Annotated in this window: 23 protein-coding genes; 13 read left to right on the plus strand and 10 right to left on the minus strand. The window is 71.2% G+C overall.

Translation table 11 applies throughout. The features are described from left to right. Positions 1–8 precede the first annotated feature (8 nt). From EDF47_RS12750 to EDF47_RS12775, 6 genes are all read left to right on the plus strand, one after another. Complete coding sequence (locus EDF47_RS12750; RefSeq protein WP_131880766.1) at positions 9–1,127, plus strand: CPBP family intramembrane glutamic endopeptidase; 1,119 nt, start codon at positions 9–11, stop codon at positions 1,125–1,127. 9 nt (positions 1,128–1,136) lie between these two features. Beyond that, positions 1,137–2,990, plus strand: coding sequence for a DNA helicase RecQ (gene recQ / locus EDF47_RS12755; protein ID WP_131880768.1), 1,854 nt, complete (start codon positions 1,137–1,139; stop codon positions 2,988–2,990). 91 nt (positions 2,991–3,081) lie between these two features. Next, positions 3,082–3,828, plus strand: a complete 747-nt coding sequence (locus EDF47_RS12760) for a lysophospholipid acyltransferase family protein (protein ID WP_131880770.1) — start codon at positions 3,082–3,084, stop codon at positions 3,826–3,828. Positions 3,829–3,962: 134 nt separating this feature from the next. Next, on the plus strand, positions 3,963–4,316 hold the full coding sequence (locus EDF47_RS12765; protein WP_123937550.1) for a hypothetical protein: 354 nt from the start codon (positions 3,963–3,965) through the stop codon (positions 4,314–4,316). Between the two features lie 232 nt (positions 4,317–4,548). Further along, the gene (locus EDF47_RS12770) at positions 4,549–5,172 is read left to right on the plus strand and encodes a M23 family metallopeptidase (protein WP_133938293.1); all 624 of its coding nucleotides are present in this window, start codon (positions 4,549–4,551) and stop codon (positions 5,170–5,172) included. Between the two features lie 82 nt (positions 5,173–5,254). Then, positions 5,255–6,091, plus strand: coding sequence for an NAD(P)-dependent oxidoreductase (locus EDF47_RS12775; protein WP_131880834.1), 837 nt, complete (start codon positions 5,255–5,257; stop codon positions 6,089–6,091). Positions 6,092–6,148: 57 nt separating this feature from the next. On the opposite strand, the gene EDF47_RS12780 is transcribed toward EDF47_RS12775, so the two are convergent. Both EDF47_RS12780 and EDF47_RS12785 read right to left on the minus strand, forming a co-directional pair. Continuing rightward, on the minus strand, positions 6,149–6,352 hold the full coding sequence (locus EDF47_RS12780; RefSeq protein ID WP_131846957.1) for a hypothetical protein: 204 nt from the start codon (positions 6,350–6,352) through the stop codon (positions 6,149–6,151). Between the two features lie 10 nt (positions 6,353–6,362). Beyond that, a complete protein-coding gene (locus EDF47_RS12785; protein ID WP_123340168.1) occupies positions 6,363–6,881 on the minus strand; it encodes a MarR family transcriptional regulator in 519 nt (172 codons plus the stop codon). A 163-nt stretch (positions 6,882–7,044) separates the two neighbouring features. On the opposite strand from EDF47_RS12785, the gene EDF47_RS12790 reads away from it, so the two are divergent. After that, on the plus strand, positions 7,045–7,938 hold the full coding sequence (locus EDF47_RS12790) for an alpha-E domain-containing protein (RefSeq protein ID WP_165901469.1): 894 nt from the start codon (positions 7,045–7,047) through the stop codon (positions 7,936–7,938). Between the two features lie 177 nt (positions 7,939–8,115). On the opposite strand, the gene EDF47_RS12795 is transcribed toward EDF47_RS12790, so the two are convergent. Next, on the minus strand, positions 8,116–9,462 hold the full coding sequence (locus EDF47_RS12795) for an MFS transporter (protein WP_347812850.1): 1,347 nt from the start codon (positions 9,460–9,462) through the stop codon (positions 8,116–8,118). Beyond that, complete coding sequence (locus EDF47_RS12800; protein WP_111085532.1) at positions 9,459–9,869, minus strand: MarR family transcriptional regulator; 411 nt, start codon at positions 9,867–9,869, stop codon at positions 9,459–9,461. The genes EDF47_RS12795 and EDF47_RS12800 overlap by 4 nt, the downstream gene beginning before the upstream one ends. A gap of 94 nt (positions 9,870–9,963) precedes the next feature. Between EDF47_RS12800 and EDF47_RS12805 the strand changes: the two genes are divergently transcribed. Next, positions 9,964–10,716 carry a glucose 1-dehydrogenase gene (locus tag EDF47_RS12805; RefSeq protein WP_131880776.1) on the plus strand — a complete coding sequence of 251 codons (753 nt, stop codon included), beginning with the start codon at positions 9,964–9,966 and terminating at the stop codon, positions 10,714–10,716. Positions 10,717–10,833: 117 nt separating this feature from the next. Here the strand turns inward: EDF47_RS12805 and EDF47_RS12810 are convergent, their stop codons facing one another. Together EDF47_RS12810 and EDF47_RS12815 are read right to left on the minus strand one after the other, a co-directional pair. Beyond that, entirely contained in the window at positions 10,834–11,103 is a 270-nt protein-coding gene (locus tag EDF47_RS12810; RefSeq protein WP_131880778.1) for a hypothetical protein, read from the minus strand. A gap of 11 nt (positions 11,104–11,114) precedes the next feature. Next, positions 11,115–12,275: an inorganic phosphate transporter gene (locus EDF47_RS12815; protein ID WP_131880780.1), complete on the minus strand. Its 1,161-nt coding sequence runs from the start codon at positions 12,273–12,275 to the stop codon at positions 11,115–11,117. 87 nt (positions 12,276–12,362) lie between these two features. Between EDF47_RS12815 and EDF47_RS12820 the strand changes: the two genes are divergently transcribed. From EDF47_RS12820 to EDF47_RS12830, 3 genes are all read left to right on the plus strand, one after another. Further along, positions 12,363–13,241 (plus strand): alpha/beta hydrolase, encoded by an 879-nt coding sequence (locus EDF47_RS12820; protein ID WP_131846961.1) that lies wholly within the window; start codon positions 12,363–12,365, stop codon positions 13,239–13,241. A gap of 85 nt (positions 13,242–13,326) precedes the next feature. Further along, positions 13,327–14,376: a biotin/lipoate A/B protein ligase family protein gene (locus EDF47_RS12825; protein WP_131846962.1), complete on the plus strand. Its 1,050-nt coding sequence runs from the start codon at positions 13,327–13,329 to the stop codon at positions 14,374–14,376. A gap of 153 nt (positions 14,377–14,529) precedes the next feature. Then, positions 14,530–14,859: a hypothetical protein gene (locus tag EDF47_RS12830; RefSeq protein ID WP_131846963.1), complete on the plus strand. Its 330-nt coding sequence runs from the start codon at positions 14,530–14,532 to the stop codon at positions 14,857–14,859. Between the two features lie 34 nt (positions 14,860–14,893). Here the strand turns inward: EDF47_RS12830 and EDF47_RS12835 are convergent, their stop codons facing one another. Next, positions 14,894–15,178, minus strand: coding sequence for a GNAT family N-acetyltransferase (locus EDF47_RS12835; protein WP_131846964.1), 285 nt, complete (start codon positions 15,176–15,178; stop codon positions 14,894–14,896). Positions 15,179–15,233: 55 nt separating this feature from the next. On the opposite strand from EDF47_RS12835, the gene EDF47_RS12840 reads away from it, so the two are divergent. Continuing rightward, positions 15,234–16,124, plus strand: a complete 891-nt coding sequence (locus tag EDF47_RS12840) for a site-specific DNA-methyltransferase (protein WP_207896266.1) — start codon at positions 15,234–15,236, stop codon at positions 16,122–16,124. Positions 16,125–16,478: 354 nt separating this feature from the next. On the opposite strand, the gene EDF47_RS12845 is transcribed toward EDF47_RS12840, so the two are convergent. The 3 genes from EDF47_RS12845 to EDF47_RS12855 all read right to left on the minus strand — a co-directional run bounded on the left by EDF47_RS12845 (position 16,479) and on the right by EDF47_RS12855 (position 21,419). Next, on the minus strand, positions 16,479–18,968 hold the full coding sequence (locus tag EDF47_RS12845; RefSeq protein ID WP_279387372.1) for an MDR family MFS transporter: 2,490 nt from the start codon (positions 18,966–18,968) through the stop codon (positions 16,479–16,481). A 146-nt stretch (positions 18,969–19,114) separates the two neighbouring features. After that, positions 19,115–20,359 (minus strand): glycosyl hydrolase, encoded by a 1,245-nt coding sequence (locus EDF47_RS12850; RefSeq protein ID WP_131846967.1) that lies wholly within the window; start codon positions 20,357–20,359, stop codon positions 19,115–19,117. A 13-nt stretch (positions 20,360–20,372) separates the two neighbouring features. After that, complete coding sequence (locus EDF47_RS12855; RefSeq protein ID WP_111085521.1) at positions 20,373–21,419, minus strand: LacI family DNA-binding transcriptional regulator; 1,047 nt, start codon at positions 21,417–21,419, stop codon at positions 20,373–20,375. 121 nt (positions 21,420–21,540) lie between these two features. Here EDF47_RS12855 and EDF47_RS12860 point away from each other — a divergent pair, with 121 nt between their 5' ends. Beyond that, a complete protein-coding gene (locus tag EDF47_RS12860; protein ID WP_131846968.1) occupies positions 21,541–22,830 on the plus strand; it encodes an ABC transporter substrate-binding protein in 1,290 nt (429 codons plus the stop codon). Positions 22,831–22,853: the final 23 nt, after the last annotated feature.

Here is a 22,853-nt window from a genome sequence, read left to right on the forward strand (position 1 = left end):
TGCGGGGCGTGAGTGTTCCCTACCACCGCCTGACCCGTGTCGACGCACGATGGAGGTGGTGGCGCCCGCTGGTCGCCCTCGCGTTCCTGGCGGGCTGGTACCTCGCCTCGCAGGTGCTCCTCACCGTCGCGTACTTCGTCCCGGTCGCGGCGGTCGGGGGCGAGTCCGGCCTGTACGACCTGCTCGACGACCTGCAGCGCGGAGCCCTGGACCCGACCGATCCGCTGATCCTGTCGCTGACCCTGGTGTCGCTGGTCGTCCTGCTGCCCGGCATCCTGCTGGCGGTAAAGGTCGCACGGCTCGGGCCCGGCGCGATCCTGACGTCGACGCGCTTCCGGGTGCGGTGGGCGTGGACGGCGTGGTGCGTGCTGCCGACCCTCGTCATCGCCGTGGTGATGTTCCTCGTGCAGACCAGCGGGATGTTCACGTTCGACGGCGGCTTCGGCTGGGACCACGCCGCGATCGGGCAGTCGTCGGTCTCCCTCGGCACCCTCACGCTCACGCTCGTCCTCGTCGTGCTGCTCGTCCCGTTCCAGGGCGCGGCCGAGGAGTTCATCTTCCGCGGTTTCCTCATGCAGACGATCGCCTCGTGGATCCCGCGACGCACCGGCACGATCATCGCCGTCGCGGTGTCGACCGTCGTCTTCGCGGTGCTGCACATCCCGAACGGCTACAACGTCTGGGGCATCCTCGACGTCGGTTCGTTCGGCCTGATCGCGGCGATCATCGTGCTCCGCACCGGCGGTCTCGAGGCCACCGTGCTGCAGCACGCCTTCAACAACATCATGATCTTCGTGCTGCAGGCGCCGGGCTGGTCGGGGATCGACCTGGCGTCTTCGGACGCCAACGGCACGCTCGGTGGCTGGCTCGTCACCCTCGGCACCTCGCTCGCGTTCTGGGGCATGGTCGAGGTCCTGGCGTGGTGGCGGAAGCTCGACCGGACGTTCGCCGGGCACCAGGCGCCGCGGTTCCGCGGGACGCCGCCGGTGTGGGCGGGTGGCAAGCGCTGGCTCGGCCCGGCGGGCACGGGCTGGGCCGTCGCGCCGGCTAACGCCAACGATGTCGACGCAGCTGCTGTGGACCGTGCCGCTGTGGACAGTGCCGTGGGTGTCGCCGGTCGCCCGTAGGCTCGTGGCATGAGCACCACGCCCGCGCCCGCCGCCGTGTCTGCTTCGCGAGCCGCCGCGCTCGACGTCCTGCACCGCGTGTGGGGCTACGACGACTTCCGTGGCGAGCAGGCGGCGATCATCGACCAGGTGGTCGCCGGCGGTGACGCCCTGGTGCTCATGCCCACCGGCGGTGGCAAGTCGCTCTGCTACCAGGTGCCCGCGCTCGTACGCGACGGCGTCGGGGTCGTGGTGTCGCCGCTCATCGCGCTCATGCAGGACCAGGTCGACGCCCTCGCGGCGAACGGGGTGCGTGCCGCCTTCCTCAACTCGACGCAGGGGCCCGACGAGCGTGCCCGGGTCGAGCGCGCGGTCGTCCAGGGCGAGGTCGACATGCTCTACCTCGCGCCCGAGCGGCTCCGGCTCGAGTCCACGCGCGCGCTCCTCGACCGGGCGCGGGTGTCGCTGTTCGCCATCGACGAAGCGCACTGCGTCGCCCAGTGGGGCCACGACTTCCGGCCGGACTACCTCGAGCTGAGCGTCCTGCACGAGCGCTGGCCGACCGTGCCCCGGATCGCCCTCACGGCCACGGCGACCCCGCAGACCCACCAGGAGATCTCGGCGCGGCTCGGCCTCGACGACGCCGCACACTTCGTCGCCGACTTCGACCGCCCGAACGTCCAGTACCGCATCGAACCGAAGACCGGCGCGCTGCAGCAGCTCCTCACCTTCATCCGCACCGAGCACAGCGGCGACTCGGGCATCGTCTACTGCCTGTCGCGCAAGTCGGTCGAGCGGACCGCCACCGCACTGGCCGAACAGGGCATCCAGGCGCTGCCGTACCACGCAGGGCTCGACGCCCGGGTGCGTGCGCGCAACCAGTCGACCTTCCTGCGCGAGGACGGCATCGTCATGGTCGCGACGATCGCCTTCGGCATGGGCATCGACAAGCCCGACGTCCGGTTCGTGGCGCACCTCGACCTGCCGAAGTCGGTCGAGGGGTACTACCAGGAGACCGGTCGTGCCGGGCGCGACGGCCTGCCCTCGACCGCGTGGCTGGCGTACGGCCTGAACGACGTCGTGCAGCAGCGACGGATGATCGACCAGTCCGAGGGCGACGCCGCACACCGTCGGCAGCTCAGCGCCCACCTCGACGCCATGCTGAGCCTGTGCGAGACGATCGAGTGCCGCCGGGTGCGGCTCCTGGCGTACTTCGGGCAGCCGTCCACGGCCTGCGGCAACTGCGACACGTGCATCGCCCCGCCCGAGTCGTGGGACGGCACCGTGCCCGCGCAGAAGCTGCTGTCCACGGTCGTCCGGCTCGAGCGTGAGCGCGGTCAGCGGTACGGCGTCGCCCATCTCGTCGACATCCTGGTCGGCAAGCAGTCACCGCGGGTGCAGGAACTGCAGCACGAGTCCCTGGCGACCTTCGGCATCGGTTCCGACCTGTCCGACGGTGAGTGGCGCGCTGTGGCCAGGCAGTTGCTCGCGCAGGGCTACGCCGCGGTCTCGGGCGACGGGTTCGGCACGGTCGTCCTCAGCCCGACGAGCGCCGAGGTCCTGACCGGCAAGGTCCAGGTGCGGATGCGTCGCGATCCGGTGAAGGCGCCGCGGGCGAGCCGGTCGTCCCGCCGGACCGTCGTCACCGACATGCCCCAGCAGGCGGTCGGCCTGTTCGAGGCCCTCCGGGTCTGGCGTGCAGCCCAGGCGCGCGAGCAGGGTGTGCCGGCGTACGTGGTGTTCAACGACGCGACGCTCCGCGGCATCGCGGCGGTGCGTCCGTCCGACGTCGACCAGCTCGCCGAGATCTCCGGGGTCGGTGCCGCGAAGCTCGAGCGGTACGGCCGCGCGGTGCTCGACGTCGTCGCGTCCGAGGCCGACTGACCCCACGGTCGGACGCGCATGCCGCCGTGGGCATGTACTGCTCGCAGGCGTGATTACACTCGGGAGTTCGCCGTCACGACGAGGAGGCCCGGTGTCCGGTTCGACCAAGTTCGCCACCGTGCTGAGCCGCGCAGTGGTGACACCGCTCGCGCGGATGCTCTGGCGACCGAAGATCATCGGACGCCGCAACGTCCCCAGGCGCGGACCGGTGATCCTCGCGAGCAACCACCGCTCCTTCATCGACTCCCCGGCGATCACGTTGATGGCACCGCGGAAGGTCGCCTTCCTCGCGAAGCAGGAGTACTTCACCGGCACCGGGTTCCGCGGCGCGGTGTCGCGGGCGTTCTTCGGCGGCATCGGTGCGATCGGCGTCGAGCGCGGTGCGGGGGCCGCGGCACAGCAGGCGCTCGACCTGGGGCTCGCGCGGTTGAACGAGGGCGAGGCCTTCGCGATCTACCCGGAGGGCACCCGCTCCCTGGACGGCCGGATCTACAAGGGCCGCACGGGTGTGGCCTGGCTGGCACTGACGAGCGGCGCGCCCGTGGTGCCCGTGGCGCTGACGGGCACGCAGGACGTGCAGCCCGTCGGCTCGAAGCTGCCGAAGCTCGCGAAGGTGACGATCGAGTTCGGGAAGCCGATCGACTTGTCCTCGTTCGGTGAGGCATCGTCCGGACGCGCGCGCCGTCACGCGACCGATGCGGTGATGACCGCGATCCAGGAGCTCAGCGGGCAGGAGCCGGCGAACACGTACAACAACCCGCCGGCGACGATCGTCGAGCGGGTCAAGCGGGCACTGCAGCCCGACGACCCGACCGCGGCTGCCGTCGACCCCGACTGATCGCGATCTGTTCGGTCACTATTGCACATCTGAAATATCGATGGTTGAATGAGGGACGTGCCGCACGGCACGCATCCCCGACGGGTCGCCCGACAACGGCCCGCAACCACGACTCAGATCGGACGGTCAGCAGCATGTCCTCCACCCCGCTCTTCGACTCCATCGCCCAGCGACGCGACCAGCCCGAGGCCCACGTCGTCCCGGCACCGGTTCCGACCCCGGCTCGCGCGGCCGCAGCGCCCGCACCGACCTCACCGATGACCGCTCCCGTCCGTGCCGGTGACTCGACCCTCGTGCCCGCGGCCCTCGTCGCCGCGATCGACGACATCACGGTCCGCGTCACCCCGTCGGTGGTCACCGAGCTCCGCGTGCAGCCCGAGCAGCTCGTCCTGGTCGAGACCGTCGCCGACGCCATCACCCGAGCGGTCGTCGACGCCGTCGCGACCGAACTCGACCGGATCGCCCGCGACGGCGTCGTCCGCGTCTGAGCCCGGCGGTCCCCGAGCGATGACGACGCCCGCTGACGGCCTCCCGCTGCGCCCGCGCGGTGCCGAGCGGCGGGCCGCGAACCGCTCCCGTACTCGCCGACCCGAAGCGTCCGAGCGGCGCCGTGCTGGGCACGGCACGCGTCCGGACGCCCCCAGAGCCGCCGGGGTGGTGGCTCCCCCTTCCGCCACCCCGGCTTCCCCCTCCTCCTTCCGCAGTTCCGTCCGCCGCGCCTTGCCCGCGACGGCGACCGCCGCGGTGACCTGTCTCTTCGTCGCCGTCGGCTCCCCGCAGACCGCGATGGCATCGACCCCGTCGCCGAGTAGCCCCGTGCTCGGCGTGCAGCAGTTCGTCGCCGACGGCTCCGCCCGGCTCTCCGTCGACCGCGACGGCTTCTCCATCGGCAGGGCTGCCGCCGCGCAGGCACGTGCGACCGCCGTCGGCTCGTCGGATGCCGCGGCCCGCCCCACCGCGGGGAACGTGCCGGCCGCCGGTGGGTTCGGCTCGCGCTGGGTGACCGGGTGCTCCGCCTGCACGACGAACCACCAGGGCATCGACTTCGCGGCTCCGATCGGCACCACCGTCGTCGCCGCGATGCCCGGCAGCGTCGTCTCCGCCGGGGTCCTCGGCGGCTACGGCAACCAGGTCCTGCTCCAGCACGCCGACGGCACCCAGACCCGGTACGGCCACCTGTCGGCGATCGGGGTGCGACCCGGTCAGGTCCTGTCGGCCGGTCAACGCCTCGGCGCCGTCGGCAACACCGGCGTCTCCACCGGGGCGCACCTGCACTTCGAGGTCATCGTCGGCGGGGTCCCGGTCGATCCGGCCACCTGGCTGCAGGCCCGCGGGCTCCTCTGACAGCGACGACGGTCGAGCGCGTAGCGTCGGGAACGCCGGGGCACCGAGCCGTGGCAGGACGGAGACGCACGTGCGAGTGACGGTGTTGGGGACCGGGGCGATGGGTGCCGGCGTGGCGGGATCACTGCTGCGCGAGAGGCACCAGGTCACGGTCTGGAACCGGAGTGCCGACAAGGCCGCGCCGCTCGGTGAGCACGGTGCGACGGTCGCCACGGACCCGGGTACCGCCGTCGAGCACGCCGAGGTGGTCCTCCTGACCCTCTTCGACACCGACGCCGTGGTCGACGTGCTCGAACAGGCCGCCGGCGACGCTCCGACCGACGCCGTGTGGATCCAGGCGTCCACGATCGGCGTCGACGGCACCGAGACCGTCGTGCAGCTCGCCGCGAAGTACGGCATCACCCTGGTCGAAGCGATGATGCTCGGCACGAAGGCCCCGGCGGAGCAGGGGAAGCTCACCATGCTGGCGGCCGGCCCCGCCGACCAGGTCGACCGCGTCGTCCCCGTGCTCGACGCGATCGGCGCGAAGACCATCCGCGCCGGCGAGCGGGTCGGCGACGGGACCGCGCTCAAGCTCGCGGCCAACGCCTGGATCGCCTCGATCACCGCGGCCACGGGGCAGTCGCTCGCCCTCGCCGCGGCGCTCGGGCTCGATCCGCAGCTGTTCCTCGACGCGATCGACGGCAGCGCGAGCGACTCGGCCTACGCGCACACCAAGGGCGCGGCGATCATCGCGGGGGAGTTCCCGGCACAGTTCGCGCTCGACGGGCTGCGGAAGGACATCGGGCTGATCGCCGAGGCCGCGCGGGCGAACGACGTGTCCACCACGCTCCTCGACGCCCTGGGGCGGGTCTACGCCGACGCGAGCGCAGCCGGGCACGGCGGCGACGACATCGCGGCGGTCGGCACCGCCTTCTGAGTCGGCGCGCGAGTCGGCGCGCGAGTCGGCGCGCGAGTCGGCGCGCGAGTCGACGCGTCAGTCGCGGCGGAGGAACCGTCGCAGCCGTGCCGTGAGCCGCCCCACGGCCTCGTCGTTCATGGTGTTCGCCAGGTCGAAGGCCTCGCGCGCCGGATCGGCCCCGCCCTGGATCCGTCGGAGTGCGGCGTCGGCGCGGGCCCGCGAGTCGAGTTCGGCGAACGGCATGTCGTCCTCGGGGTCGTGCGTGCCGCGAGGGTCCATGGACAGCAGGTTACGCGCGGCGGAGCGTGCGGGCGCCTGCGTCGACGTCGTCGACCACGCGGACCATCTCGTCGAGGAAGTCCACGACGACGGCCATCTCGTCGGACGGCACGTGCTCGGTGACCTCGAGGGCACGGGCGTCGAGTTCCTCGATCACGCGCAGGGCATGGCCCATCGACGTCCCCGTGGCGGTGAGGATCACGCCGCGGCGGTCGATCGGGTCCTGGTGCCGCTCGACGTGGCCGCTGCGGACCAGCCGGTCGACGAGTGCCGAGGTCGACGCCGCCGTGATCTCGAGGCGCTCGGCCAGGTCCTTCGCGTTGACGGTCCGGCCGTCGTGCTCGGCGTCGATGAGGACCCGCAGTGCGAGAAGCGCGTTCTCGCCGATCCCCAGGGCTTCACGAGCCCGACGCTGCGCGGCGCTCTCGGCGGTGCGGTACCGGCGCAGGGCGTTCAGGACGTCGACGGCGGTGACCGGGGAGTCCTCGTACCAGAACCCCGCGGTGCTGGTCAGGACCTCGGACGTCATCCTGCAATGCTAGACGCTCTAGTTAGATTGTCTAGCGAGGGGTCGGTATCGCGGCGGAGACCCAGGCCCGTGCGCGGACATCGGACACTGCAACACCCGTGACGCGGCTCCGAAACACTCCCGCAACGCCCGCTGGTTAGGTTCTGGGGATGCAGGAGCAGCCGTGCTGAGCCGACTCGCGGGGAACGTCTTCCACGTGGGGAGCGCGGTCGAGCGCACCGACGTGGTCGCACGCCTGCTCGACGTCTACGTCGCCCGACGCGAACCCGGCACCGTCGAGGACGACCGGGCCGTCGCCGCGGAGCTCCGTTCGGTGGTGGGGACCGCCGGACCGGCGAACGACGCCGACCGGTCCGCGACCATCGACGCCCTGGCGCTGGACCGCCACGAGCCGGCGTCCATCGCCGCCGCGGTCGCCGTCGCGCGGGACCACGCCCGTCGAGCCCGCGAGGTCGTCTCGAGCGAACTCTGGGACTGCCTCGACGTCACCCGTTCGCGCATGCCGCGCAAGATCGCCCCGGGCCGCGCGCACGAGTTCCTCGGCTGGGCTCGGGAACGCAGCGCCCTTGCGATCGGCGTGGTCGAAGGGGACGCCAGTCGCGACGAGGTCTGGGAGTTCTTCACCCTGGGCCGCTCCCTGACCCGGGTCGCCTCGACCGCCCGGCTGCTCGCCTCGGGGCTGCTCGAACCGGACTCGGTCACCTCGTGGACGGCGGCGCTCCGGTCCTGCGGTGCGGGCGAGGCCTTCCTGCGTGGCCGGGACCACCATCCGGTGCCGGACGACGCCGCGGCGTTCCTGCTCCTGGACGAGCACAGTCCGCGGTCGCTGCGCTTCACCGTCCGACGGGCCGCCGAGTGCCTGGCCGACGTGGCTCCGTCCTGCGTCGCGGAGGAAGTTGCGGCGTTCTCCGCCGCCCGCGACCGGCTCGAGGCCGTCCCGCCGGACGCAGCGCTCGGCGTCGTCGGCGATGCCGGCGACCGGCTCGCGGCCGCTGCGGACCGTGTCACCGCGGCGCTCGACGAGCGCGTCTTCGCGGTGACCGAACCCGCGCACTGATCGCGGCCCTGGACCGGACCGGCGACGGCCGGGAGGCCCGTGGCGGGCCCGACCCGTGCCTCCCGTCCGCCACGCGAAAGCGTCAGAGCCCCGCCAACGGTTCGCGGAGATCTGTCGCTTTCGCGAGATGGACGCTGCCGCGTCTCGGAGATCTGTCGCTTTCGCGGACTGGACGCGTCAGACGGCACTGGAGCGGTCGGCGACCGCCTCTTCGCGCTCGAGCTCCCGGCGGAGCGCAGCGCGCGAGGCGCGAGTGCCGACCACCGGCATCGCGTGCGTGACCGCGAGGTGCAGGCGGGTGTCCGCGTCGTACCGGAGCCGGAGGCGCTGGAAGCGGACGAGCCAGACGATCGCGATGGCGAGCGCCACGAAGCCCGACGCCGCGCCGACCGCGATGGCCCAGCGGGGACCCCACGCGTCCGCGATGGCACCGACGATCGGGGCGCCGATCGGGGTGCCGCCGGCGAAGATCGCCATGTAGAGCGCCATCACGCGGCCGCGCATCGCGGGCTTGGTGGTGGTCTGGACCAGGGCGTTCGCGGTGGTCATGAAGGTCAGCGCCGCGAGTCCGACGAACACCAGGACGAACGCGAACGTCCAGTACGTGGGTGCGAGGGCGGCAGCCGTGCACGCCAGGCCGAAGCCTCCGGCTGCGAGCACCAGCGTGCGCATCCGCGGCTTGTCCCGGCGGGCGGACATCAGGGCGCCGAACACCGATCCGATCGCCATCACCGAGTTGAGCAGGCCGAACTCGCCGGCGCCCTGGTGGAACTCGACGCGCGCCATCGTCGAGGTGAAGATCGGGAAGTTCACGCCGAACGTGCCGACGACGAAGATCATGCAGAGCACGACGATGATGTCCGGCCGGGTGCGCACGTACCGGAAGCCGGCGACGATCTGCCCCTTGCCGCGGCCGGCGTGCACCCGCTCGGCGAGCTGCGCGGGGTCGACGAAGCGCAGGGCGATGAGGACCGCCAGGAACGAGCCGGCGTTGATGACGAACACCCAGCCGGAGCCGATGGCAGCGATGAGCACGCCGGCGACCGCGGGGCCGATCAGGCGGGCGGCGTTGAACGAGGCGGAGTTCAGTGCGACGGCGTTCGCGACGTTCTCGCCCTGCACGACGTCGGAGACGAACGCCTGCCGGATCGGGGTGTCGAACGCGGCGACGATGCCGAGCGCGAGGGCGAAACCGTACAGCGCGAGCAGCGTGGCGGTGTGCGTGAGGACCATGACGCCGAGGCCCAGCCCGAGCAGGCCCATCAGTGCCTGGGTGAGCATGAGCATCTTGCGACGGTCGAAGCGGTCGGCGGCGAGGCCGGTCAGGGGGAGGAGCAGCAGCTGCGGGCCGAACTGCAGCGCCATCGTGATCCCCACCGCGACGGCGTCGTTGTCGGAGAGCTGGGTCAGGACGATCCAGTCCTGGGCGGTGCGCTGCATCCAGGTACCGACGTTCGACACCAGGGCACCGGCGAACCAGATGCGGTAGTTGCGTCCGGCGAGGGAGCGGAACATGGCGGTCACTGCTGGGCCAACCTCCTCATGATCTCGGTGGCGTCGGCGAGGGTGGCGCGCTCGACGGGGGTGAGTGCGGCGAGCCGCGGGGTGAGCCAGCCGTCACGGCGGCGACGGGTCTCCTCGACGAACGCGGCCCCGGCCGGGGTGGCGCAGAGGACGACCTTGCGCCGGTCGTCGTCGTGGCCGCCCTTGGACACCAGGCCACGCTCGACCAGCACCGCGATGGTCTTCGTCATCGAGGGCGGGGTGACGCCGTCCTGGCGGCTCAGGTCGGCGAGGGTCATCGCGCCGTCGCGGTGGAGCCGGGCGAGCGCCGCGAACTGGGCGTCGGTGACGGTCGTGTCGGCCTTCTGCGCGCGGAGCGTCCGGGACAGCCGGTTCACGGCGATGCGGAGGTCGGTGGCGTCGGTCACAGGTCGTTAGCCTAGCTCATTAGTTCAGTGAACGAACTGGTTTTCGGGTGTACCGTTGTCCTGGACAACAGGTGTTGTTCAGAGAGAAGGAATCATGTCCGAGTTCGAGGGCAAGGTCGCCATCGTCACCGGTGGTGGCAGCGGCATCGGCGAGTCCGTCGCGAAGGAGCTCGCCGCGGCGGGTGCCACGATCGTCGTCACCGACATCAAGCTCGACGCTGCCCAGCGGGTCGCGTCCGAGATCACGGAGGCCGGCGGCACCGCCAGCGCGTTCGAGGCCAACTCCGCCGTCGCCGCCGACAACGAGCGCATGGTCCAGTACGCCGTCGAGACGTACGGCGCGCTGCACCTCGCCGTGAACAACGCCGGCATCGGCGCCGCCCCGCAGAAGATCGGCGAGTACGACATCGCCGCCTGGGACCGCGTCCGTGCGGTCGACCTCGACGGCGTCTTCTACGGGCTCCGCTACGAGCTGCCCGCGATGGTCGCCGCCGGCGGTGGCTCGATCGTCAACATGGCGTCGGTGCTCGGCACGGTCGGCATCGCGCAGAACGCCGCGTACGTCGCATCGAAGCACGCCCTGGCCGGCCTGACCAAGGTCGCCGCGCTCGAGTACTCGGCGCAGGGCGTCCGCACCAACGCCGTGGGCCCGGGCTTCATCGACACCCCGCTGCTCCGCAACGCCATGACGCCCGAGGCCATCTCGGCGCTGGAAGCGGAGCACGCCACGAAGCGTCTCGGCACCGACAAGGAGGTCGCCGCGCTCGTGCTCTTCCTGCTGAGCGACAAGGCCTCGTTCATCACGGGCAGCTACCACCTGGTCGACGGCGGGTACTCCGCGCACTGACGTCGGTCGCGTAGGCGTTCCGGGCGTACCTGGTCGAAACGGGCGTACCTGGTCGGAAGTTTCGACCAGGTACGCCCGTTTCCGCTTCCCAGCGCGGGGGCGATGGGAAGGAACGTGCTAGTGGAACTGGGGGATCGTGAGCCAGATGCCAGCGAGCACGGCTGCCGCACAGACCGCGAAGCACAGGACGGCACCCGCCAGTGCTGCCGGCGGCGTGTGCCCGGACCGCGGGGTCTCCTCGGAGTACTGGGTGCGTTCACCCCCGGTGTCGAGCGGCTGCCCGGCGCCGAGCAGCCGCAGGCCGAGCGTGTAGACGAGCACGATGCCCACCGCGGCCACGAAGCCGACGCCCGCGACCAGGCCGATGCTCGTGAAGTCGATCTCCATCGTCGTTCCCCTCAGTCCTGCGCGCCGGCCGGCTGCGGCTCGGCCTGGTCGGTGGGTTCGGTCGATCCGGCGGCGACGTCGTCGTGCGAGATCGGCTTGCGCTTGGCGAGGACGTAGAACGTGAGCCCGCCGGCCAGGGCGAGCACCGCCACCAGCACGAGGCCGACCGCCGAGGTCGAGGCGAGCCAGGTCGCCAACCCGCCGACCACCGCGGCCGCCGGCAACGTGATCACCCACGCGACGACGATGCGGCCGACGACCGACCAGTGCACGTCGGCGAGCTTCTTGCCGAGCCCGGACCCGATCACCGAACCGCTGGTGACGTGCGTCGTCGACAGGGCGAAGCCGAGGTGCGACGAGATGAGGATCGTCGCGGCGGAACTCGTCTCGGCCGCGAAGCCCTGCGGCGACTGCACGTCGGAGATCTTCTTGCCGACCGTCTGCATGATCCGCCAGCCGCCCGTGTAGGTACCGAGGCCGATCGCGAGTCCGCAGGCCAGGATCACCCAGAGCGCCGGGCCGGTCCCGCTGTCCTGGTAGTTCGCGGCGATGAGCGTCAGGGTGATGACACCCATCGTCTTCTGCGCGTCGTTGGTGCCGTGCGCGAGCGACACCAGCGATGCCGAGACGGTCTGGCCGTGCCGGAAGCCCGTCGCCGCACCGTGCGTCGTGGCGTTCTTCGTGAGCACGTACGCCAGGTAGGTGGCCACCAGGGCGATGACCCCGGCGATGACCGGTGAGAGCAGCGCCGGCAGCACGACCTTCGACACCACCGTCGCCCAGTCCACCGAGTTCAGCCCGGCGCCGATGATCGATGCGCCGATCAGCCCGCCGAACAGCGCGTGCGTCGACGACGAGGGCAGCCCGAGGTACCACGTGGCGAGGTTCCAGAGGACCGCGCCCACCAGCCCGGCGAAGATCATCGTGGGGGAGATGTGGACGCCGTCCTGGCCCTCGCGGATGATGCCCTGCGAGACGGTCTTGGCAACCTCGGTGGAGAGGAACGCGCCGACCACGTTGAGGACGGCGGAGATGAGCACGGCGGTCCGGGGCTTGAGCGCCCCGGTGGCGACCGACGTGGCCATGGCGTTGGCGGTGTCGTGGAACCCGTTCGTGAAGTCGAACACGAGGGCCACCACGATCACGAGCACGACGATGACGAGGACGTCCATGCCGGGGACGGTAGGCCCGCCCCGAAGCCCCTGCGTGAACGCCGGATGAACAGGTGCTGGGTCACCCGGTTCTGCGAAGATGCTCACGTGCCCACCTTCTCCGCAGCGCGAGGCGACGCCTCGTTCACCGACGCCCACGGCGTCGAGATCGTCTACTCGACCTGGCGAGCGGCGCGCCCCAAGGGCATCGTGCAGATCGCGCACGGCGTCGGCGAGCACGGGCTGCGGTACGAGCCGTTGGCACAGGACCTCGTGCGTGCCGGGTACACCGTGCACGCGAACGACCACCGCGGGCACGGGCGCACCGGCCTCGGCCAGTGGGACGGCGACCACGCCAAGCTCGGTCGGCTCGGCCCCGGCGGACTGCGCGCCGCGATCGCCGCCGTCGAGCAGATGGGGGAGGTCGCCCGAGCGGACACCCCCGGCGTGCCACTGGTGCTGCTCGGGCACTCGTGGGGCTCGCTCATGGCGCAGCGGATCGTGAACAGCTCGTCGGAGTCGTGGGACGGGGTCGTGCTCTCCGCCACGGCCTACCGGCTGCCCGGCTGGATGAACAGCGGCGACCTCAACGCACGGCACGCGGGCTCCGGTCCGACCAAGTTCGAGTGGCTCACCCGCGACCGGAAGATCATCGACGCGATGTCCGTCGACCCGCTCGCCGTCGAGGCCGACGTCATCGGCCTGTTCGGGCTGCCCGACACACTCCGGCTGCTCGGGGTCCCGCGGCGGGGGATCCCGCACGACCTGCCCATGCTGCTGCAGGTCGGGTCCGACGACGCGCTCGGGGGGCCGCGGTCGGTCGAGCGGCTGGCGCAGGCCTACCGGCGGCGCGGACGACTGTCCGACGTCACGGTGCAGGTCTACGAGGGTGCGCGGCACGAGGTCTACAACGAGACGAACCGCGACGAGGTCGTGGCCGACCTGGTCGCGTGGCTGGACCGGGTGACGGCGCGCGCCGCGTCCTGAGACGGTACCGGCTGGCGGACGGGAGGCCCGTGGCGGCGCCGACCCGCGCCTCCAGTCCGACAGGTGGCGGGCGTAGGCTCGACGCGTGCACGGTGAGTACAAGGTCCCAGGTGGAAAACTGGTCGTCGTCGACCTCGACGTGGTGGACGGGAACATCCAGGAGTTCCGGCTCGCCGGCGACTTCTTCCTCGAACCCGACGACGCGCTGCCGCTCATCGACGAGGCCGTCAACGGGCTGCCGGCGACGACCGACGCCGCCGGCATCGCCGCGGCCGTCCGTGGGGCGCTCCCCGCCGACGCCGTGCTGCTCGGCTTCACACCCGAGTCCGTCGGGGTCGCCGTCCGCCGCGCGCTGTCCCGCGCATCGTCGTGGCAGGACTACGACTGGCAGATCATCCACGAAGGCCCGATCAGCCCGAACGAGCACCTCGCACTCGACCAGGTGCTGACCGAAGAAGTCGGCGCCGGACGCCGCGGTCCGACCCTGCGCATCTGGGAGTGGGACCAGCCCGCCGTCGTCATCGGGTCGTTCCAGTCGCTGAAGAACGAGGTCGACCCGGCCGGTGCCGAGAAGTTCGGCGTGCAGGTGGTGCGGCGGATCTCCGGCGGCGGCGCGATGTTCATGGACGCCGGCGCGATCATCTCGTACTCGCTCTACGTCCCCGCCGACCTGGTGCAGGGCATGACGTTCGCGGACTCCTACGCGTACCTGGACGAGTGGGTGATCGAGGCGCTGAAGTCCCTCGGCATCGACGCGTACTACCAGCCGCTCAACGACATCACCTCAGCCAAGGGCAAGATCGGCGGCGCTGCGCAGAAGCGCCTCGGCACCGGGTCCCTGCTCCACCACGCCACCATGAGCTACGACATGGACGGCGAGAAGATGGTCCAGGTCCTGCGGATCGGGCGCGAGAAGATGAGCGACAAGGGGACCACGTCGGCCGCGAAGCGCGTGGACCCGCTGCGCTCGCAGACCGGGCTGTCCCGCGCCGAGATCATCGACCGGCTGATCGGCACGTTCACGAAGCTGTACGGGGCGACTCCCGGCGCGGTGACCGATGCCGAGCGCGAGAAGGCGCAGGAGCTGGTGCGGACGAAGTTCGCGACGAAGGAGTGGCTCGAGCGGGTGCCCTGAGCGAGCTCGTGGTGGGCGGCCGGAGCAGAGGGGGGACGCTCCGGCCGCCGCTCGACCAGTGTGACGACCGACTCCATGAACCACACGTGCGGATCATGAGAATCCCCCGCGCGGCTGATGTCGTGGCCGGATCGTCCACGTAGCGTCGCTCGCGTGAACTGGTTGATCTTCCTGGGGGCGGTGGCCGCCGTGGCCGTCGTGGTGTGGATCGCCGATCGCGTGGGGTGGATCGACCTGTCGAACAAGTCCACGCGCAGCGGCGGATCCGGAGGCATCGGCGGGATGCTCGACGAGGTGTTCGCGCCGACCCGCCACGAGACGCAAGCCGAGTACGAACGGCAGTCGCGCCTCCCGAAGGAGGCACCGTCACCGGCGGACGACGACCACGACCTGCTCAGCGGCAGCGTGCTCATCAAGGTGCCGACGGTGCGGAGCGCCGGTCGGCACGAAGCGCGCGTCGGGACGCACAACCGGTCGTACTGAACCGCCGGCGGTCGCTCGCCGCTCGCCGCTCGCGTCAGCGCGTCGTGAGTTCCTGGTAGTCCGGGTGCCGCTCGATCCACGCGTGGACGTAGCTGCACTGCGGCACGACCCGGAGGCTGCCGTCGCGCACGTCGTCGAGCGCGTGCTGCACGAGGATCGACGCGTGCCCGCCACCGCGGTGCGACGGGTCGACTTCGGTGTGCACGAAGCGGATCTCGTCGCCGTCGACCTCGTACGCCGCGAAGCCGATGACCTCGCCGTCCTCGACCAGGGAGTACTGCTGCTTGTCGGTGTCGTTGCGGACCTCGGGTGCTGCCATGCGGTGAGGCTACGCCGCGAGGCCGAGTCGCCGCTGGCTGCGCCAGAATGGTCCCGTGCACACGGGAGACGACCGAGGCCCGGACCGCGTCGTCCTCGGCGACGCCCTCGACGTGACCCCGGCGCTCGCCGACGGCACGTTCACCCTCGTGTACCTCGACCCGCCGTTCAACACGGGGCGGTACCAGCGTCGGCATGCTTCGTCCGCGGTACCCAGCGCCGACGGGCCGGTGATGGGGTTCCACGGACGGACCTACGAGCGGGTCCGCGGCGACCTGATGCGGTTCGACGACCGGTTCGAGGACTACTGGACGTTCCTCGAACCCCGACTGATCGAGGCCTGGCGACTCCTCACCACCGACGGCACCCTGTACCTGCACCTCGACTACCGCGAGTCGCACTACGCGAAGGTCCTGCTCGACGCGCTGTTCGGCCGCGAGTCGTTCCTGAACGAGATCGTCTGGGCCTACGACTACGGCGCCAAGTCCAAGTCGCGGTGGCCGACCAAGCACGACACGATCCTGGTCTACGTAAAGGACCCGTCGCAGTACTGGTTCGACTCGTCGGCGGTCGACCGCGAGCCGTACATGGCGCCGGGGCTCGTCACACCGGAGAAGCGCGAGCGCGGCAAGCTCCCCACCGACGTCTGGTGGCACACGATCGTGTCGCCGACCGGCAAGGAGAAGACCGGCTACCCGACGCAGAAGCCCGAGGGGGTGCTGCGGCGGATCGTGCAGGCCTCTTCGCGCGAGGGCGACTGGGTGCTCGACTTCTTCGCCGGCAGCGGGACGACCGGCGCGGTGGCGTCGGCGCTCGGGCGGCGGTACGTGCTGGTGGACGACAACCCGGCGGCGATCGACGTGATGCGGAAGCGCTTGCCGGGGGCGTCGTTCGAGGTGGCGGGTGCGGCCCCGGGTGGTCGCGCGGGAGCGGTGCCGGCGGGCTGACGGGCGGGGGCGCGGGGGCGCGGGGGCGGCGCGAGTGCGCGGCCGCGCGTGGGTACATGCGGGTGCATCGTGCGACGTTCCACGAGGTGATCGACGCGTGTCCTGTCGGAACATGCGCACGCACACGATGCGGGTGCATGCTGCGACGATCCACGAGGTGATCGACGCGTGGTTCGTCGGAACATGCACACGCACCGAGGGCGCGCGCAGTGCGACACCCTCGACGTCGTACGACATCGAGGTTGACGCAACCGCGCGCCCGCAACAGTTGCACGCGCGCAGAGACGACAAGGTCGACGTCGTGCGACGTCGACCTTGTCGTTCCGAGTCGGCAGGGCCGACCTGCGCCAGCGCCTACTCGGCCGAGTGCCGCCCGTGCGGGTGCGCCGCGTCGTCGGCGTCGTCCAGCCGGGAGGCCCGACTCGCCTCCGCAGCGTCGGCCCCGGTCGCAGGGGCGCCGGCGTCCACCACCGGGGCAGCGTGCGCAGCCCGGGTCCGGATGGCACCGGTCATCGTCGGGGGTTCGTCCACGGGCGCTGCCGCCGAGTGCGCGCCGTGCGTTGTGGCGTCGGGCAGGGGAGCACGGGTGTCATCCGTGGCGACGTCGTTCGGTAGCACCGACACGTCCGAGGATCCCACTGCGCGTGCTGACCGGGGCTGGGCGGGTACGTCGGGCGAGGTCGGCACCGAGTCCGACGACGCGATCGCGGCCGAACCCGATCCGGCGCCGGCAGCACCCGCGCCCGCACCGGCAGCCGCAGCGTCAGCGTCAGCGGTCCGTGCGGCGTCCGCCTGCTCCTGCAGCGCCGAGGTCTTGCGCAGCGGCGGCACCCGGAAGAACCAGGTCAGCACGAACGCGAGCAGGATCACCGCGAGGCCGACGTAGTACACGCGGACGGCCGAGTCGCTGAAACCGACCAGGAACGGACGGGTGAGTCGCTTGTCCGCGCCGTTCAGGAACGAGGTGTCGCTCGTCGCCGCGGAACCGGACGAGCTCGCACTCGAGTCGCCGCTCTTCAGCTGCTTGATGAGCGTCGGGGCGACCTCGTCGACGACGTTCTCGCGCTGTGCCTTGTCCGAGTAGTCGACCTGCAGCGTGCCGTCGACGACGGTCGCGTTCGCCTTGGCCGCAGCCGTCTCGAGGGCCTGCTGCTCGGCGGCCGGCTTGGCGTCGTCGACCTGCTGGGCGATGACGGTGTCGGCTGCGGCGGCGGGGAGCTTGCCGGCCGCGACCTGCTGCTGCACGGCGGCCGTGACCTGCTTCGTGACGGCAGCGTCGGCGGCTTCCTTCGCCTGTACGGCGCCGTTGTTCAGGCCGTCCTGCACGTTCTTCTGCACGGGATCGACGATCTTCGTCCAGATCTGGTCCATCACGCCCTTGTTCTCGGAGGCGTTCGCGACCGAGGGCGTGAGCGCGGCGTTGAGGGCGCTCTTCAGGTCGGTCTCGTTCTGCATCGCCGCGGTGATGTTCGTCGGCATCAGGGTGAACAGGACGGACAGCAGCACGGCGGTGCCCATGGTGCCGCCGATCTGCCGGAAGAACGTCGCGGCGCTGGTGGCGACGCCGATGTCCCGCGGGGACACCGAGTTCTGCGCCGCGAGGGTCAGCGTCTGCATGAGCTGCCCGAGCCCGAGGCCGATGCCGAACATGCCGAGCATCAGGAACCACAGGGGGCGGTCGGCGGTCAGGAACGTCAGGATCGTGAAGCCGATGGCCGTGAACGCCGTGCCCGTGATCGGGAAGACCTGGTAGTTGCCGGTCCGCGAGATGATCTGTCCCGAGGCGATCGACGAGATCATCAGGCCGAGCACCATCGGGAGCATCGCGAACCCGGACTCGGTCGGGGTGACGCCCTTCACGATCTGCAGGTACAGCGGGATGGTCAGCATCGCGCCGAACATGCCGAAGCCGACGAGCACGGACAGGATCGCGGACATCGAGAACACCCGCGAGCCGAACAGCTTCATCGGCAGGATCGCGTCGCTGCCCATCGCCCGTTCGACGATGATGAACGCGATCAGGCCGGCTGCACCGATGCCGTAGCAGGCGAAGGCGCCGGGGGAGCTCCAGCCCCACTCGCGGCCCTGTTCGGCGATCAGCAGCAGGGGCACGAGGGTGACGATGACGAGCGTCGCGCCCCACCAGTCGATCCGGGGCTTGCCGCGGTCGCCGAACTTCGGCAGGTGCAGGAACGTCAGCACCATGAACAGCGCGATGACGCCGATCGGCACGTTGATCAGGAACACCCAGCGCCAGCCGGAGATGAACAGCAGCTCGCTCGCGCCGGCGAAGACGCCACCGACGAGCGGGCCGATCACGGACGAGATGCCGAAGACGGCCAGGAAGTAGCCCTGGTACTTCGCCCGCTCGCGGGGGGCGAGCATGTCGCCCATGATCGCCAGCGGCAGGGACATCAGGCCACCGGCACCGAGACCCTGCAGCGCACGGAACCCGGCGAGCATGAGCATCGAGGTCGAGAACGACGCGGCGAACGACCCGACGATGAAGATGCCGATCGCCGTGATGAACAGCGGCCGCCGACCGAAGATGTCGGAGAGCTTGCCGTAGATCGGCGTCGTCACGGTCGAGGCGATCAGGTACCCGGTGGTGACCCAGGCCTGCTGGTCGAGGCCGTGCAGGTCGTCACCGATGGTACGGATCGCGGTGCCGACGATCGTCTGGTCGAGGGCTCCGAGGAACATCCCGGCCATCAGGCCGTAGATCACCAACAGGATCTGTCGGTGGTTCATCACGACGTTGGACGCCGTGGTGGGGGCCGCGGGTGCGGTCGCCGTCTGGGTCATGAGCAGGGTCTCCCGGTACCGATGCGCTGGCGAAACGATTTTTGCGCTGCCTGCAAAGTTACATCTGCCGCAAGTGCTCGGTTGCTCAGGAGCGGCTTCCTGTGTGGATCGGCAGTCACGGTACGCCCGGATCGCGGGCTCGGTGACGATCCCGGTTAATGGCCAGGAGGCCCGGCTCGGCCCCGTCAGACCGCTGCGGTCTCCACGACCCGGGTCACACCCCGTGCCGCCAGCGCCGCGGGGTCGGCTGCGGTCCGGCTCGTCACGACGGTCACGGCCTCACCGGCGGCGCGCAGGCGGTGCCAGCGCTCGAAGACGGGGCCGCCCGGCGCCAGGTCCGCCCGACGGATCGGCAGGTCGGCCGCGTCGACGTCGACCACGACGGCACTCGTGCGCGGGGTCGGGACCGGGGCGGAGCGCCGTGCGTCGGCGACGACCTCGGCGTAGCGCCGGCCGAGCGGCTTCACGCGGTTGTCGACGTCGAGCAGACCGAGCGAGTACTCCAGGTCCTTGAAGTCGCCCAGGTCGCGGGAGACGTCGTGGGAGCACCACCACGTGACCGCGTGGAGGCGTTCGGTCGTGAGGGCCGCCGCGACCGTGCGCTCGAGGAACTCGGGCATCTCGGACTCGGCGAGGTGCCGGTCGGGTGCCCCGACCTCCTGCAGCCAGACGGGCCGCTCGAGGTCGGTGGCGAAGGCGCGGGCGAGCTCGATCATCCACTCGGCGTGCCGGACGGACTCGTCGGAGAGTGCGCCGTACCGACCGGCCACCCCGTTGAAGATCCAGGAGTGCACGGTCGTGACGTCCCCGAGGCGGCTGGCGTGCGCTGGCACGAACGGGTGGCCGTCGCGGTACCAGAGGTGGTCGTTCTCGGAGTGCGTGACGACGTGTCGCGGGTCCTTGTCGCGGGGTGCGCCGAGCAGGGACTCGAGCCAGTGCGTCACCTGCGCGGTGTCGGCGGGCATCGCGGCGGGGTTCGGTGGCTGGAACTGGTTGAGCTCGTTGCCCAGGGTCAGCCCCGTGAAGTTCGGGCGGTCGCGCACCGCGTCGTACACGGCGGCGACCAGGGCGGCCTGCGCGTCGATCGCCGGCTGGTCCGTGAACATGTTGCCGTCGTGCCAGTTCACGAGCCAGGCGGGGACGAAGTCGAAGCCGGACATGTGCCCCTGGACGACGTCGACACTGGCGTCCAGCCCGAACTCGGCGGCGATGTCGACCACCAGGGCCACGTCGTCGAGGGCCCGTCGGCGGATGAGTGTGCGGTTCGGCTGCAGGGTCGGCCACAGCGGGAACAGCCGGACGTGGTCGAGGCCGAGGGTGGCGATCGCCTCGAGGTCGCGGCGGATCGCGGATTCCTCCACCGACTGCCACTGGAACATCCAGTCGGTCGAGGGCACGTAGTTCACGCCGAAGCGCGTGGCGGTGGTCATCGGTCTCCTTCGGTCAGGGAACGGTGGCGGCGGCTGGGGCGGGGCCGGTCGAGCCGCGGACGTGCAGGGCGCGCCCGCCGACCTCGGCATCGGTGACCTCGTCGCCGCGGACGAGTCGTTCGACCAGGGCGACGGCGGTGCGGGCGGACTCCTCGACGGGGGCGTCCAGGGCGGTCAGCGACGGACGCACGATCGACGAGACCCACGAGTCCTCCCACGCGACGACGGACAGGTCCTCGGGCACGCGGACGCCGAGCTCGGGGGCGTGCGCGATCACCTCGGCCGCGATCGCCTCGCCGTCCAGGACGATCGCGGTGGCGCGGTCCAGTCGGGCGAGCAGGTCGGCCACCGGGTCCTCGGCGTCGGCTCGCCACCCGAGCACGAGCGCGTCCACGCCCCGGCGCGCGGCTGCGGCGGTGAAGCGGGCGTCGCGGGCGCCGGTGTGCGCGAGTGCCGGGCCGTCCCCGACGCGGGCGATCCGGCGGTGGCCGAGCGAACCGAGGTGGTCGAGCAGGGACTCGGTCGCGTCGGCGTCGCCCACCGTGACCGCCGGGACGGTGCTGCCGGCGATCGGTGCGCCGAGCATGACGGCCGGGGCCGCCAGGTGCTGCAGCATCGGGATGCGGGGATCGTCGGTACGGACGTCGACGAGCAGGAAGCCGTCGACCCGCTGCTCGGTCCACCACTGCCGGTAGACGGCGGCTTCGTCGTCGGCCTGCACGAGGGTGACGGACAGCGACCACCCGATCGCGGCGAGGGGTTCGGTCAGCCCGGCGATCAGCCGCATCGTGAACGGGTCGCGCTGGAAGGTGTCGCGTGAGCGGGCGAGGACCAGTCCCAGGCTGTGCCCCGCGTTGCCGGAGAGCTTGCGGCTCGCCAGGTTCGGCCGCCAGTTCAGGTCGTCGGCAGCCTTGCGGATGCGGGCCGCGGTGGCGGCGGACACGTTCGGCCGCCCGTTGAACACGTGCGAGACCGCCGAGGTCGAGACGCCGGCGCGCTTGGCGACCTGCGCGATGGTCACGCGGCGTCGGTCGACGGCTCCGGCGGTGGTGTCGCTCATGCCGTCGAGCGTAGAGGCTTGACCACGTCGTGTAAAGCGGTATACGTTGCTCGTCACCTGAAGTACACCGCTGTACCAAATGCATCGCGATCGCTCCACCATCCACTGCCAGGGAGGCACCGTGACGGACGGCATCAGTAGGCGCACCCTCATCGGGGCCGGGCTCGGCGCCGGCATCCTCGCGCCGATCCTGGCCGGGTGCAGCGCCCTCACCCCGGCCTCGAGCGGCCCCGGCACGCTGAGCGTGCACACCCAGCTCAGCGGCGCGGTCGCGGGCGCGCAGACGTTCACGGACGTCGTCGCCGCCTACCGCCGCTGCACGGACCGCAAGGTCGCCCTGCTGTCGAACGGGTCCGACCTGCCGATCGTCTTCGAGACGAGTTCCCTCGCCGGCAAGGAAGCCGACGTCGCCATCGTGAACATGGTCGGGCGGACGTTGTCCTGGACGGGTGAGGACGCCACGATCGACGTCTCCCGGTACCTCGACGAGTGGGACCTGCGCGACAAGATCATCCCGGAGGCGCTCGAGGAGTGGACCGACGACCAGGGCCGGCTCCGGGCGTTCCCGTTCACCCGGACGAACTGGCCGGTGTCGTTCAACACGGCGCTGCTCGAACAGGCCGGTGTCAGCGAGATCCCGACGACCTCGGACGCGCTCATCGCCGCAGCCGACCGCCTGCGCTCCGCCGGCATCGGGCCGGTCACCGTCGGCGGGTCGGACTGGAGCGGGCAGAAGCTCCTCATGCAGGTGATCCAGGGGTTCGTGTCCCAGGGCGAAGCGGCGAAGGTCTTCTCCACGGGCAGGATCTCGGAGAGCGCCGGTGCGGTCCGCGGCGTCGAGCACTTCGTCGAGCTCCGCGACGCCGGGGTCTTCGTGGACTCGGTGCAGGGGTTCACCTCGGACTCCGAACTGACGCAGTTCACGACGCGCAAGGCCGCGATCGTCCCCGCGATGTCCTCCGCGCTGGCGCTGGTGTCGAAGGAACGCGCGAAGGAGGTCACCGTGGGCGGCTGGCCGGTCCCCTCGCAGCACGCGGCCATCGCGCACCCGAGCGTCATCAAGAGCTACAACGGGCACGGCATCTGGATCAGCGAGAACGGCCGGGCGAAGCTCGACCTCATCAAGCCGTTCGTGCAGTACCTGTACTCGTCGGCGGTGACGACCGAGTTCGTCCTCGACTCCGGCCGCGACATGAGCCGGATCACCGACACCGTCAGCCGTGACTTCCCGCTCGTCGCCCAGGCGTCGAAGCTCACCGACGACCAGGTCACCCCGGTGATGCTGCCCGACCTGCTCGTGCCCGACTCGGCGTACGAGCCGATGATCCGTGCGACCAGCCTGGCGTACGGCTCGGGCACCTCGGCCGACCGCATCATCGACCTCTTCGAGCGCGCCTACACGGCCGCCTGACCCACCCGACCCTGCGAGAAGGA

It is taken from the genome of Curtobacterium sp. PhB190 (assembly GCF_004365385.1).
In the GTDB taxonomy this organism is placed as follows: domain Bacteria; phylum Actinomycetota; class Actinomycetes; order Actinomycetales; family Microbacteriaceae; genus Curtobacterium.

What these genes read in the sequence shown, in the direction of transcription:
- recQ (WP_131880768.1), top strand. Translation starts at nt 1,137, where the DNA reads ATGAGCACCACGCCCGCGCCCGCCGCCGTGTCTGCTTCGCGAGCCGCC.
- EDF47_RS12765 (WP_123937550.1), top strand. Translation starts at nt 3,963, where the DNA reads ATGTCCTCCACCCCGCTCTTCGACTCCATCGCCCAGCGACGCGACCAG.
- EDF47_RS12780 (WP_131846957.1), bottom strand. Translation starts at nt 6,352, where the DNA reads ATGGACCCTCGCGGCACGCACGACCCCGAGGACGACATGCCGTTCGCC.
- EDF47_RS12785 (WP_123340168.1), bottom strand. Translation starts at nt 6,881, where the DNA reads ATGACGTCCGAGGTCCTGACCAGCACCGCGGGGTTCTGGTACGAGGAC.
- EDF47_RS12805 (WP_131880776.1), top strand. Translation starts at nt 9,964, where the DNA reads ATGTCCGAGTTCGAGGGCAAGGTCGCCATCGTCACCGGTGGTGGCAGC.
- EDF47_RS12810 (WP_131880778.1), bottom strand. Translation starts at nt 11,103, where the DNA reads ATGGAGATCGACTTCACGAGCATCGGCCTGGTCGCGGGCGTCGGCTTC.
- EDF47_RS12815 (WP_131880780.1), bottom strand. Translation starts at nt 12,275, where the DNA reads ATGGACGTCCTCGTCATCGTCGTGCTCGTGATCGTGGTGGCCCTCGTG.
- EDF47_RS12835 (WP_131846964.1), bottom strand. Translation starts at nt 15,178, where the DNA reads ATGGCAGCACCCGAGGTCCGCAACGACACCGACAAGCAGCAGTACTCC.
- EDF47_RS12850 (WP_131846967.1), bottom strand. Translation starts at nt 20,359, where the DNA reads ATGACCACCGCCACGCGCTTCGGCGTGAACTACGTGCCCTCGACCGAC.
- EDF47_RS12855 (WP_111085521.1), bottom strand. Translation starts at nt 21,419, where the DNA reads ATGAGCGACACCACCGCCGGAGCCGTCGACCGACGCCGCGTGACCATC.